This window comes from Pseudomonas flexibilis (assembly GCF_000806415.1).
Classification (GTDB): Bacteria; Pseudomonadota; Gammaproteobacteria; order Pseudomonadales; family Pseudomonadaceae; genus Serpens; species Serpens flexibilis.
Genome location: NZ_JTAK01000005.1, coordinates 242,536 through 255,638, shown reverse-complemented (window position 1 = coordinate 255,638; position 13,103 = coordinate 242,536). Strand labels below are relative to the sequence as shown.

Genomic DNA, 13,103 nt, shown 5'->3' with positions numbered 1-13,103 from the left:
CGGCGGCCGGCATACAGGTACCGTTAATGAAAATCCCGACTCCGCACATCCAGCCCCGTCAGTAGCGGGGTGAGATCCGTCAGTCGGCCGGCGATGACGTGGCGGATGCCATTCGCCGCTTCCAGATGGCCGTCGATGCGCAGCATCTGCGACTGCACCAGCACCCGGCGTTGGCGTTCGGCCAGGTCGTGCCAGACGATCACATTGATCAGTCCGAACTCGTCCTCCAGGGTCACGAAGATCACGCCGCTGGCGGTTTGCGGGCGCTGGCGGCCGATGACCAGGCCGGCGACGCTGAGCGGGCGGCCGGGTTCGGCGTCGCGCAGTTCGCGCGAGCTGCGACAGCGCATGCTCTCGAGCTGGCGGCGCAGCAGCGCCAGCGGATGCGGACCGAGGGTGGTGCCCAGGGTCGCGTAGTCGGTGAACAGTTCCTCGCTGACCGTGGGCGGCGGCAGGCTCACCGGGGGTTCATCGCGGGCCGTCAGGCCGGCGAACAGCGGCAACTGGGGTTCGACGCCGGCCACCGCCCAGCGCGCCCGGTGGCGATGGCCGGCGAGGCCGCGCAAGGCACCGGCATCGGCCAGATGCTCGCGGGCGCGGGCGTCCAGGCCCGCACGCAGCACCAGGTCTTCGACACAGGCGAACGGACGCGCCGCCTCGATCCGCTGCGCATCGGCCTGGCGAAAGCCGCGAATCATCCGTAGTCCCAGGCGGATCGCCGGCTGCGGGCCGCCGCCATCCTCCAGGGCGCAATCCCAACCGCTGTGGCGCACATCGACCGGGCGCACCTCGATGCCATGCCGGCGTGCGTCCTGCAGCACCTGGTCGGGGCTGTAGAAACCCATCGGCCAGCTGTTGATCAGCGCGCAGGCAAAGGCGGCCGGTTCATGGCACTTCAGCCAGCTGCTGGCATAGCTGAGCAGCGCGAAGCTGGCCGCGTGGGACTCAGGGAAGCCATAGCTGCCGAAGCCCTTGATCTGCTCGAAGATGCGCGCGATGAATTCGGGTGTGTACTGCTTGGCGAGCATCCGCGACGTCAGGCGCTCGCGGTGTTTTTCCAGGCCGCCGTGGCGTTTCCAGGCGGCCATGCTGCGGCGCAGTTCGTCGGCCTCGCCCGGGGTGTAGTCGGCGGCGACCATCGCCAGCTCCATGACCTGTTCCTGGAACAGCGGCACGCCGAGGGTGCGCTCGAAGACCGGCACCAGTTCCTCGGACGGGTAGAGTACCGGTTCCTCGCCGTTGCGCCGGCGCAGGTAGGGATGGACCATGTCGCCCTGGATCGGCCCGGGGCGCACGATAGCCACCTGGATCACCAGGTCGTAGAAGGTCTGCGGGCGCAGGCGCGGCAGCATGGCCATCTGCGCCCGCGACTCGATCTGGAACACGCCGATGGTGTCGGCGCGGCTGATCATGGCGTAGGTCGCCGGGTCCTCCTGAGGCAGGCTGGCCAGGGTCCAGCGCGTGCCGCGATAGTGCTCGATCAGGTCGAAGCAGCGGCGCAGCGCGCTGAGCATGCCCAGTGCCAGCACATCGACCTTGAGCAGGCCGACCAGGTCCAGGTCGTCCTTGTCCCACTGGATCACCGTCCGTTCGGCCATGCTGGCGTTCTCCAACGGCACCAGGCTGGCCAGCGGCTCCTGGGAGATGACGAAGCCGCCGGGATGCTGCGACAGGTGCCGGGGGAAGCCGATCAGCTCGCCGGTCAGCGCCAGCACCCGGCGTAATAGCGGATTCTCCGGGTCGAAGCCGGCCTCGAGCAGGCGTACGGCGGCCGGTGGCCGGTCGCTCCAGCGGCCACAGCAGTCGGCCAGGGCGCTCACCTGATCCGGCGGCAGGCCGAGAGCCTTGGCCACGTCGCGCACCGCGCCGGCGCCATGGTAAGTGCTGACCACCGCGGTGAGCGCGGCGCGCTCGCGGCCGTAGCGGCGAAAGATGTACTGGATGACTTCCTCGCGGCGCTCGTGCTCGAAATCGACGTCGATGTCCGGCGGCTCGTTGCGCTCGCGGGACAGGAAGCGTTCGAACAGCAGCTTGCTGCGCGACGGATCCAGTTCGGTGATGCCTAGCGCGAAGCACACCGTCGAGTTGGCCGCCGAGCCACGCCCCTGGCAGAGAATGCCCCGCTCGCGGGCCCAGCGGACGATGTCATGGACGGTGAGAAAGTAGCTCTCGTACTTGAGTTCGGCGATCAGCTCAAGCTCATGGTCGATCAACCCCTGTACCTTGTCCGGCACCCCGTCTGGCCAGCGTGCGCGGGCGCCGAGCTCCACCAGTTCGCACAGCCAGCCAGTGGCGTCGTAGCCCGGGGGAACCAGTTCCTGCGGGTACTGGTAGCGCAACTGATCCAGGTCGAAGGTGCAGCGTTCGGCGATGCGCAGCGTCTCGGCCAGCAGCTCGGGCGGGTAGAGCTCGGCCAGCTCCTCGCGGCGGCGCAGGTGGCGCTCGCCATTGGGAAACAGGTGGACGCCGGCCTCGCTGACCGGCAGGTGATGGCGGATGGCGGTCATGCAGTCCTGCAGGGCGCGGCGCCCGCGGGCGTGCATGTGCACGTCGCCGCAGGCCACCGCCGGCAGGCCGTAGGCGCGGGCGATCGCCAGCAGGTGCTTTAACCGTGCGGCATCGTCCGGGCCCCGGTGCAGTTCGATGCCCAGCCACAGCCGTTGCGGGAACCGCGTGAGCAGCCAGGCGGCCTGGTCGGCGTCATGCTCCGCCAGCCAGATGGCCAGCAGCCCGTCGAGCGGCGCGTCGAAGTCCTCATGCAGCAGGCGATAGCGGCCCTTGTCGGCGCGGCGCCTGGCCTGGGTGATCAATCGACAGAGTGTCTGGTAGCCGGCCAGGTTCTCGGCCAGCAAGACCAGTTTCGGACCGTCCTCGATGCGCATCTCGCTGCCGACGATCAGCGGCAGCGCGTGTTCCTTGGCCGCCTGCCAGGCGCGCACGATGCCGGCCAGGCTGCATTCGTCGGTGATCGCCAGGGCGCGGTAGCCGAGACGTGAAGCGCGCTCGAACAGCTCCGCGGCGCTGGAGGCGCCACGCTGGAAGCTGAAGTGCGACAGGCAGTGCAGTTCGGCGTAGGCGCTCATGCGAACCAGCCGTGCAGCAGCAGCGGCCCGTCATTGCCGACGGTCCTGAAGGCCCAGCCGCGCTGGCCGGCGCGGGTTTCGACCCGATAGTAGTCGCGGCGCACGTCGCCGCCGTCCCACCAGCCGGACTCGATACGCTCCGGGCCGGCCTGCACCTGCACGCTGCCTTCGCGCAGCGGTTGCGGCTCGGCCAGCAGCCAGCCGGGACGGGGACCGCAGGGCGGCAGTGCCACGTCGGCAGACTGGCTGCTCCAGGCCTGCTCGGGACGATGGTCGGCGCGGGCGCCGAGGCCCTGCACAGCGTCGTCGCCCAGGCGGGCGCGCAAGCGCTCGCGTAGCTGTTCCCAGGGCAGCGACTGTTGCGGGCGTTCCTCGAACAACCGTTGGTGTTCCGGCACGAAGGGCGGCAGGTCCCGGGCGACCAGACGCACCGCCAGCACCGGCTCCGGCAGTTGCTGCTGCTCCAGGCGGCCCCGGGTCAGCTCGAAGAGCATGGCGGCCTCGCGCTCGGCGCTCAGCAGGCCGACCGGCACCTGACTGGCGGGGCGGTTGCGGTGTTCCAGATACAGGACGAAACGCTGCACGCCGCTGTCGCGCCCCGCCAGGTAGGTGGCCAGGTCGGCGGTCAGCCGGCGCAGCGGGAAGAGCAGCGCCTGGTGCGACTCGACCTCGAAGTTCAGTTCGATGCGCGCCTCGAACCGATCCGGCGGTCGGTAGAAGGCCAGGGCCAGCGGGCGCTGGCCGAGCAGCGTATCCAACTGACTCAGCACCTCGGCCGGAAAGCGTTTGGCCAGGCCGTCGCGGGGCAGGGCGAGCAGCTGCGCCAGGTTGCGCACGCCCATGCGGGCAAAGGCGCTGGACGCCTCGCGGGAGAAGCCGAGGCGCTCCACCGGCAACGGAGCCAGCGCCTGATGCAGCGTTTCGTCGCCCACCGCCAATCCATCATGGGCATTGGCCAGCACCCGCGCGGCGGCGGGATTGGGCGCCACGGTGATGCGGTGCTGGAAGCCCAGGGCGGTCAGTTCCTCGCGCAGACGCGCCTCGAAGCGCGGCCACGGGCCGAATAGGCCGAGGGAGGACTGCACCTCCAGCAGCAGGCAGCGCGGATAGTGCAGGCTTACCTGGGCGCTGAAGCGGTAGCCCCAGGCGGCCAGCAGCTGCTGCCAGCGCTCGATGGCCGCCGGATCGTATTCGGCAGTGGCGAAGTGCTGGCTGAGCGCCTGGGCGGCGGTGAGCGACTGGCCAGGCTTCAGGCCCAGGGCGCGCGCCGCCGGGTTGACCGCCTGCAGTCGGCGCCGTTGCGCCGTGCCGGCCAGCAGAACCAGCGGCGCGTCCGCGTCGCTCCGTTGGCGCAGCACGCCATCCATGGCCAGTTGCGGAAAGAGGATGCAGGCCCAGCGCATGACGGTCTCAGTGCCCGCCGCCGCTGGCCAAGGCGGCTGTGGCGATCGGCCGGGCCGGGGCCAGGCCGCCGCGACACTTGAGGACGCGCACCTCGCGGGCGTCCACCGCCAGGCGCAGGGCGGCGGGTGAGGGATTGGCGGCTTCCTGCAGCGGACGGTAGGCGAAGGCCAGGGTCTGGCCGGTTTCGGCGGCGACCTGCAGGCGCCGCAGGGCGCGGTCGTCGGCCTGTTTCGGCCAGCACAGCACGGCACCGCAGCAGCCCGAACGCAGGCACTGCTCGGCGGCCCATAGGGCGTCGCGGCCAGTTGCCCGCACGATGCTCAGGTGGCGCAGGTCGACGCCGGCGGCCAGCCAGGCGTGCGGATAGGGGATATGGGGTGGATCGACCAGCACGACCCGCTCGGCGGATGCGGTGAGGCGCGCCAGGGTCGGCCACAGCAGGCGCAGCTCGCCGATGCCGATGGCCGCGCTGAGGATCTCGCTCAGCGCGGCATCCGGCCAGCCGCCGCCGGGCAGGGCGGCGTCCAGCGCGGCATGTCCGGTCGGCTGGCTGGCGGAAGGCGGGACGACGGCCTGACCGCGCCAGACACGGCGCGTATCGAGCAGGCGGTCGAGGGCGACAACGGATGACATGCGCGATCACTCGAATACTGTATATGAGTACAGTATTCGGTCAGTGCCCCGCGCGGGTCAAGTCAGGGCGATAAATGCCCAACCGTCCGCTCAGCGCATAGCCAGCATCCCTTTGAAATCCGGCCACCAGCGCGGGTGCAGCACCGAATAGGCAAGGGCGTAGGCCAGGGTGCCGACGCAGATGTCCGCCAGCCAGTGGGTGTAGCCGCCCAGGGTGCTGTGGGCCGAGAAATACAGCACGGCGAGGCTCATCAGCAGGGTGGCGAGCAGGCTGCGGTAGTTGCCCTGCAGCCAGTCGGCTGCACCGAAACCGATGCTGCGGCGCAGCGCGGCGACATGGATCGGCACGATCAGCAGGGTGCGCGCCAGCATGGCCAGCCCGCCAGCCAGGGCGCCCAGCGGTTCACCGAGCAGGCCGAGCAGGGCCAGCGTCAGCAGGGTAGTGACGACTTCGGCGCGCACCACGGTCTGGATGCGGCTCACTGCCACCAGCAGGCTCTGCGCATGCAGGGCGGTATTGGCCAGCGCCGCCATCACCGCCAGTACCTGCAGGGTCGGTACGGCGGCCAGCCACTGGGCGCCGAACACCAGCAGCACCAGATCCTCGGCGGTGAGCGCCAGGCCGATATAGCAGGGCGTGAGCAGGAAGCCGGTCAGGCTACTTACGGCGCCGAACAGCGACCACAGGCGTGCCGGCTGCTCGGCGCGCCGGGCGAACGCCGGCAGCGCATAACTGGCCAGCCCGTTGTAGAGCGCCGTGCGCGGCAGTTCGATGATGCGCAGGGCGAAATTGAACTGGCCCACCGCCTGCACGCCCACGGTGAGTCCCAGCACCACGCTGGCCCCGCGCTGCAGCAGTTGCCCGCACAGGGTATTGATCGCGATGGGCAGGCCGGCCACGAGCACGCCGGCCAGCCAGGGCCGATCAAACGCAAGCGGCAGGCGGCGCGGGTCGTTGCGCATCAGCATCAGCAGGGATACCAGCTCCATGATCAGCGCCTGCACGATCAGCGCCCAGGCGCCGCCGCCCTGCAGCGCAACCAGGATGCCGCCCAAGGCGCCGAGCACCTTGCCCAGCAGGGTGCGCGAGGCGAGCAGGCGGAAGTTGCCGCTGCGGCGCATCTCCGCCACGTAGATGCGCGCCATTAGGGTCGCCAGCACCTTGGATGCCGCCACCAGCACCATGGCGCGCACGGCCGTATCGTCGCTGACCATCAGGCCGCCCAGACCGATCACCCCCAGCGAACCCAGCCCGACCACCACGCAGGCCCAGAAGGCAGTGGCGCGCTGGCGGTGCGAGACCTGTTGCTGTCGCACCAGCGGGTCTTCGATCAGCGCGCCGAACAGGATGCCCACCAGCTCGACGATGACGATGATCAGCATGCCGACGCCCAATTCCTCCGGGGTCAGCAGGTGGGCGAAGACGAAGAAGGACAGCATGGACAACAGGATCAGCCCGAATTTCTCCGAGAAGATCCAGGCCAGGCGAGCCAGGCGTTCCCGGATCACCGTGCACGTTCCGGCATGCGCCAGCGGGTTGCGCGGGCATAGGCGTAGCGCAGTGCGGGCTTGCCATGCGCGGTCAGCAGAGCGCGCCAGGAAATGCGCAGCATCTGTTCGAACACCTGAATGACCCGGTGCTGTTGTCCCTGGCGCGAGAAAGCTTCGAGGAATTCCGTCTGGTTGGCGAGAATGAAATCCGTGCGCTCGCGTGGGCTCATCTGCGCGCCGTAATGTTCCAGGTAGAGCTCGACGAAGCGCAACTTGTGCGGGTAGTGGCGCTCTGGCTGGGCGGTGATGTTGTCGGGACCGACCAGGCGGTGATAGAGCACCTCCTGCACCGTATGGATTTCCGCCCGCTCGGCCACCTGGGTCCACAGCCAGCGGTCCTCGGCGAAGCGGAGGCGCGCGTCGAAGCCGCCGAAGCGAGTGGCCAGCTCACGCTCCATCAGCACCGAGGAGGGACAGTTGATGACGTTGCGCTGCTGGAAATCGCGGAAATGCCAGCCGGCCTTGCACCAGGCGAAAGGGATCTGCCGGCCATCGGCGAACAGGTTCATGCCGAAGCAATCGACCAGACCGATACGCCGGCCCGCCGCGCTGAGTCGTTTGAAGCATTCCAGCTGTTTTTCCAGTTTGGTGGGCAGCCAGTAGTCATCGGCGTCCAGGAAGGCCAGCAGGTGATCACTGGCTTGGAAAATGCCGCGATTGCGCGCCGCGGCCGGGCCCTGGTTCGTCTGGCGGATCAGGGTGAGCGGAAAGGGAGCGCGATAGCGCTCCACCCGCTCCGGGCCAGCGTCGGTGGAGCCGTCGTCCACCACGATGACCCGGTCCGGCCGCCGGGTCTGGGCTGCCAGGGAGTCCAGCGCCTGGTCGATGGTGTCGTCGGCGTTGTAGAGGGGGATGATCACGCACACCGAGTAGTCGTTCATGCCGAAGGCCTTCCGTAGATACCGGATTCCACGCCGGCGCGGCTTGTCGCTGCGGCCCGGGCGGGGCGCAGGGACAGGGCCAGCACACAAAACACCAGGAACTCCCCGGTGCGGTGGTTGGGCACCACATACGCCACGTAGTTGGAAAGGATGAACACGCCGATGATGACCAGCGCGCTGGCGTGCTGGGCCACCGCGCTGCGCTGCTGCAGGGCGTTGAAATGCTTGTACAGGGTGGCGGCGAACAGCAGCACCAGCGCGACCAGATGAACCAGTCCGCCATTGAGCAGGGTTTCCAGATAGCCGCTATGGGCATTGCCGATATAGCCCCAGCGGCGCAGGAAGAAATCCGCCGCCGAGCTGGCCCAGAAGGCACCGAAGCCGTAGCCGCGCAGCAGCTCTTCCTCGATGGATGGGGCCAGCAGCGCCCAGATCTGCGTGCGATCGGTCAGCGAGCTGTCGCGGCCGAGCAGGTCGAGGAAGATATGGTAATTGGCATACAGCGTCAGGCAGATCAGCAGGTAGACCAGGGTGCTGGTCACCAGTACCGAGCGCGAATGATGCAGGCGCAGGCGGATCAGCGTCAGGAAGTACCAGTAGCTGGCCACGCCGGCGCAGACCAGTACCAGGCCGGTTGCCGAGCGTCCGAGGGCGATGGCCACCAGGGCGAAGAAGCCGGCGAGCAGCGCCCAGCGGTTGCGCCGGCGGATGGCCGGCAGCAGCAGCAGGATGGCGACGGCATTGATGCGTGCAGCGGCATTCTTCTCGCCGAACACGCCGCGAAAGGCTCCGGCCCGCGCGCCGTCGCTGTAGAACACCAGCTCGGGGGAAACCAGGGCGAACGCCAGGCCGAGCAAGGACAGGAAGCCGATGGTGCAGCCGATGAGCAGCGCCAGGCGTTCCAGGGGGTAGTTGTAGACGGCGAAGCCGGCGAAGAACACCACGCCCAGCAGCGCCACGAAGCGCCGGAAACTCAGCCCCGGTTCGTAGGACCAGAACACCGAGAGCAGCAGGCAGCCGAGGAACAGCAGCAGCACCAGATTGTCCCGGTAGACGCTTCGGCGCTGAAAGATCCGCTGGCGGATGAACAGCCAGGCCGGCACCAGCAGGGTGATCAATCCGCAGATCTGGTTGACCGGATTGCCTTCCAGCTCCCGGTCCATGCTCAGGCCGCGTCGCCCGATCACCAGGGCGATCAGGAAGTCGAACGCCTTCAGGTAGAACAGCAGCCCGAACATGAGAAAGGCGAAACGCAGGCTGGAGTAGCGCACCTCGAGGGTCTTCATGCCTGGTCCTCCGGCAGCAGCACCCGCAGATAGCTGCGCGCTGCCGCACTGCGGGTGAAACGGGCCGCGGCCTGTTGCCGGAGGCTGCGCTCCGCCTCGGGGTTGCTGGCCAGAACCTGCGCCACCGTGCGCGCCAGGGTCTTGGCATCCTCCACGGGGACCAGGGGCGCGACGAGTCCCCGATCCAGGATCTCCTCCGGCCCGTAGGGGCAGTCCGTGGCCACCACGGGCACGCCGGTCGCCAGGGCCTCCACCAGGGCGTTGGGACTGCCCTCGAAGCGGGACGCGAGCACGAAGCAGTCGGCGGCGGCGATCTCTGCCTGCGGGTCGACGCAGTAGCCGGGCAGGTCGAGGCGCCCGGCGAGGCCCAGCCGGCGGGCCTGCTGCTCCAGCGCTGCGCGCTGCGGGCCTTCGCCGAAAATCACCAGGCGCACGTCTTCCGGCAGGCGCGTCAGGGCGTCGAGAAGAATGTCGAACCCCTTCTGCGGCGCCAGGCGACCCACGGCCACCAGCACGCGCCCCGCTTTGTGGCGCAGCCACGGATGACGCGGGTTGGGCAGCGGGTGGATCAGGTAGTCGTCGTCCAGCACCGGGTTGTCGGCGGTGACCAGATCACGCGGTCGCAACGCCGGATGGCGCAGCAGATCCTGCGCCACGCCGTGCGACACGCAGATCACCGGATTGGGAATCAGCCGATACAGCCAGGGCGCCAGGGCGTAGGCGGCGCGCACGCTGCGGGCGGGATTGACGCAGCGATCTCGGGAGAAGGCATTGCGCTCGCTGACATGCAGGCGCGCCAGCGTGCCGGATAGCAGGGCGGCGCCGATGGCCAGCACGTTCACATGGGTCAGTGCGGCGAGCATGGCATCGTAGCGCTCGCGGCGCAGGAAGCGCGCCAGGGCCGGCAGTGCACGGGCGGTGCGCGGACTGTCCAGGCACACCCGGCGCACACCGGGCGCCAGCAGCGCCTCGTGAATGCCGCCCTCGGTCAGCGTCAGCACCGTCACTCGGTAGTCCTCGCACAGGCTGCTCGCCAGCCGGGCGAGCATCTTCTCGGCGCCGCCGCCGTGCAGGTTGTGCAGGATGAACAGGATGCGGCGGCTCACTGGTTCCACACCTGGTAGAAGGCCTGTGCAGCCTGGCGGCCGTGAAAGCGAAGAATGGAGGCATCCGCCGCAGCCGATCTGGCGCCAAGCGCACGCAGCAGTCCCGCAGCCAGCGCCCGAGGATCATCCGGACGCACCAGCATGCCCAGGCGCCCCTGATCCAACAGCTCACGGGGGCCGGTTTCGCAATCAGTGGCTACCACCGGTACGCCGAGGGCCAGGGCTTCGATCAGCGCGGTGGGCATGCCTTCGTGGCGGGAGCTGAGCACGAACAGCCGGGCCGCGCGAAACAGCGGGTACGGATTGCCCAGAAAACCGGTGAAATGAACGTGCGCGGCGATGCTCAGTTGTACCGCCTGGGCTTGCAGAGCGTCCTTCTCGGGGCCCGCGCCCACGATGACCAGCGCCGGCAGTGACGCCTGCCGGCTGGCCAGGGCATAGGCCTCAAGCAGTACATCGAAGCCCTTCTCCGGCGCCAGCCGGCCCACCGCCAGCAGGTAGCGTTCCGGCAGGGGGCAGGGCGGCGGCTGGTCGGCCAGTTCCTGCAGCTCGTCGCCGATCACCGCATTCGGGCAATGATGCAGACGCTCCCGCCGCCACAGCAGGCGCCGCGACAGTGTCTGTACGAGCGGCTCGGACACCGCCACCGCGCGCCCGCCGCCGAGCAGGTACAGGGAATAGAGCCAGCCCAGCAGGCGCGGTGAGAGGCGCTGGCCGGTGCACTCCAGCGTGGCGTGGCGGCTGTAGATCACCTGGCAGTCGGTGCCCAGCGATGCCAACCAGGCGCAAAGGTTGGCCTGCTCCTTGGCGGCGATCAGGTGGGTGACGCCCTGGCGGATCAGATGTCGCAGGCGCAACCAGGAGCCGGACACGCTGCCCGTGCCGGCAAAGGTCGGCCAGTCGGGTACGGGGTCGCCGTTGATCACGAAAAAGCCGACCTCATGGCCATCGCGGGCAAACTGCGCCGCCAGCCGGCGGTGCACCTGCTCGACGCCCCCGTCCAAGGGAAAGTCCTTATGAATGAACAGGATGCGCATTGTTCTTGCGAGCCGGGGTGATGTGGATTTCCAGCCGCCGGCGCACCAGCAGGTAATTCAGCCGCAGGAAGTTGGCCGGGTAGATCAGCAGGTAACGCAGGATGGTGTGCGGCTCCCGGTACATCCGGTACAGGGCCCGCAGGTTGAGCCGGTTGATCAGCGAGGGATAGTAAGCACCCTGCGCCATGGCCTCCTGGCGGATGAAGGCCCCACAGGAAAAGGCCACGCCGCCGAACCCCTGGCGTTTGGCCTGGCGGATGAAGTCCTCCTGGCGCCCGGCGCCCAGCCCGACGATGAGAATGTCGCAACGGCTGTCGAGCACCGCCTGGACCACCTTGCCGGTCTCGTCGCGCCGGAAATAGCCGTGTTCGCGACCGGCGATGATCAATTGCGGATAGCGCGCCTTCATCTTGCGGATGAAGCTGCTCAGCTCCCGTGGGGTGGCGCCCAGCAGGAACACCCGCTTGCGGTGCTGCTCGGCATGCAGGAACACCACCGGTGCGATGGAGGTGAAATCGAAGCTTACCCGGCTGATGTGCTGGCCGGTCAGCCGCGACAGGAAGTTCGACATCAGCATGCCGTCGCAGAAATAGTGCAGGCTTTCCCGGGGATCCTGGCTGGCGTCCTGGAAGAGGCGGCCAATCGAGGCGAAGTTGAGGAAGGAGAACGCCTGGTCGCTGTTCAGCAATTGCTCCGAGAAGTTCTCCATGACCGCTACGCGGATCATCGGCATATGCGACCTCCAAGCGTTTCCATGCTCAGTAGATGTCCCGGGAAAGCAGGGTGAAGGGCGTCTTGCAGAGAATCTTCAGGTCCAGCCAGAACGACCACCGGTTGATGTAGGCCAGATCGGCTGCGACCCGCTGCTGCATCTTCTCCAGTGTCTCGGTTTCGCCACGGTGGCCGTTGACCTGGGCGAGCCCGGTGATGCCCGGCTTGATGCGGTGCCGGGCCATGTACGCCTGGATGCGCTCGCTGTAGTAGAGGTTGTGCAGCACGGCATGCGGACGCGGCCCCACCAGGGCCATGTCGCCGCGCAGCACGTTGAACAGTTGCGGCAGCTCGTCCAGCGAGCTGCGCCGCAGCAGCCGCCCGACCGGGGTCACCCGCGGATCATGCCGGCTGGCCTGGCGCACCTGATCGTCCTGATGCTGGTACATGGTGCGGAACTTCCAGATTTCGATGATCCGGCCGTTCCAGCCGTGACGCTGCTGGCGGAACAGGACGGGGCCCGGAGAGGACAGTTTCACGGCCACGGCGATGAGCAACAGCAGTGGGGCGAGGAGCACCAGGGCCAGGGCCGCCAGGCACCGTTCAACCACGGTCTTGGCCAGGCTGGCGGCCGGTTGGGAGCTCATCAGGGTTTCGTTGAGATACAGCGCCGGCAGCGGGCCGATAGCCGAATAGGACGGATTGAGCAGTGGCAGGTGTGCCAGGTCCGGCACCCAGATCACATCCACCGGCAGGTTCAGCAATTCCCCATACAGCCCTTCGAGACGCCCCTGTAGCTCCCGGGGCAAGGCCAGGTAGACGCGGCGAATGCCTTCCCGCTCGATGATCTCGGCCAGCTCGTCCAGGGTGCCCAGCAGGCGCAGACCAGGCAGCGGCGAATCGCTTGCATCGCAGGCCACCAGCCCGCGCAGGGTGACCTGCCGGTTGCGCAACTGGTCGGCCAGCGCCTGGGCCGCCGGGCCGCTGCCGATGATCACGGCGCGCCGCTCGCGGCGCAGGCGGCGGGTCACGCGGCGAAAAACGCCATACAGCAGGGCCTGGCTGGGCATCTGGATGAACAGGCCAAGGATCAGCCAGTCGCGCAGGAAGGCTGCGGAGAAGTCGTCAAGCTGGCCAACCAGCTCGAGCAGCGCCAGCAGCCCGCCGGTCAGCAGCAGCCAGGCGACCATGAGCCTGCCAAGGCCCTGCGACAGGTCGTGTCGTTTGTGGTAGACCTGCAGCAGGCTGTAGCAGTACGGCGAACCGAGGAGGGTGAGGGCGCCCAGCAGCCGATATTCCTCGGAGAATTTCCCGGCGTGCACCTCGGTGAGTTGCCAGAGCAGCAACTGCAGTACCAGCATGGCGGTTGTCCACTGGCTCCAGAACGTCAGCCCGCGTCGGTTGGCGACCG

At 68.4% G+C, this 13,103-nt stretch carries 10 protein-coding genes; all 10 read right to left on the bottom strand.

The window, feature by feature from the left end; translation table 11 throughout:
• Window positions 1–23: 23 nt before the first annotated feature.
• A complete protein-coding gene (locus tag PT85_RS13375; protein ID WP_039606897.1) occupies window positions 24–3,083 on the bottom strand; it encodes an error-prone DNA polymerase in 3,060 nt (1,019 codons plus the stop codon).
• Window positions 3,080–4,486 carry a Y-family DNA polymerase gene (locus tag PT85_RS13370; RefSeq protein ID WP_039560255.1) on the bottom strand — a complete coding sequence of 469 codons (1,407 nt, stop codon included), beginning with the start codon at window positions 4,484–4,486 and terminating at the stop codon, window positions 3,080–3,082. Before PT85_RS13370 ends, PT85_RS13375 begins: the two co-directional genes overlap by 4 nt.
• A gap of 7 nt (window positions 4,487–4,493) precedes the next feature.
• Window positions 4,494–5,120, bottom strand: coding sequence for a translesion DNA synthesis-associated protein ImuA (gene imuA / locus PT85_RS13365; protein WP_039560256.1), 627 nt, complete (start codon window positions 5,118–5,120; stop codon window positions 4,494–4,496).
• A 90-nt stretch (window positions 5,121–5,210) separates the two neighbouring features.
• A complete protein-coding gene (locus tag PT85_RS13360) occupies window positions 5,211–6,629 on the bottom strand; it encodes an oligosaccharide flippase family protein (RefSeq protein WP_039560257.1) in 1,419 nt (472 codons plus the stop codon).
• Window positions 6,626–7,552, bottom strand: a complete 927-nt coding sequence (locus tag PT85_RS13355; RefSeq protein ID WP_039560258.1) for a glycosyltransferase family 2 protein — start codon at window positions 7,550–7,552, stop codon at window positions 6,626–6,628. The genes PT85_RS13360 and PT85_RS13355 overlap by 4 nt, the downstream gene beginning before the upstream one ends.
• Window positions 7,549–8,838 (bottom strand): O-antigen ligase family protein, encoded by a 1,290-nt coding sequence (locus tag PT85_RS13350; protein WP_052237681.1) that lies wholly within the window; start codon window positions 8,836–8,838, stop codon window positions 7,549–7,551. Before PT85_RS13350 ends, PT85_RS13355 begins: the two co-directional genes overlap by 4 nt.
• Entirely contained in the window at window positions 8,835–9,944 is a 1,110-nt protein-coding gene (locus PT85_RS13345) for a glycosyltransferase (RefSeq protein ID WP_039606896.1), read from the bottom strand. The genes PT85_RS13350 and PT85_RS13345 overlap by 4 nt, the downstream gene beginning before the upstream one ends.
• Window positions 9,941–10,948 (bottom strand): glycosyltransferase, encoded by a 1,008-nt coding sequence (locus PT85_RS13340; RefSeq protein ID WP_234702706.1) that lies wholly within the window; start codon window positions 10,946–10,948, stop codon window positions 9,941–9,943. The genes PT85_RS13345 and PT85_RS13340 overlap by 4 nt, the downstream gene beginning before the upstream one ends.
• A gap of 10 nt (window positions 10,949–10,958) precedes the next feature.
• Complete coding sequence (locus tag PT85_RS13335) at window positions 10,959–11,714, bottom strand: WecB/TagA/CpsF family glycosyltransferase (RefSeq protein ID WP_234702705.1); 756 nt, start codon at window positions 11,712–11,714, stop codon at window positions 10,959–10,961.
• 25 nt (window positions 11,715–11,739) lie between these two features.
• Window positions 11,740–13,053 (bottom strand): undecaprenyl-phosphate glucose phosphotransferase, encoded by a 1,314-nt coding sequence (locus tag PT85_RS13330; RefSeq protein ID WP_139182029.1) that lies wholly within the window; start codon window positions 13,051–13,053, stop codon window positions 11,740–11,742.
• Between the last annotated feature and the right edge of the window lie 50 nt (window positions 13,054–13,103).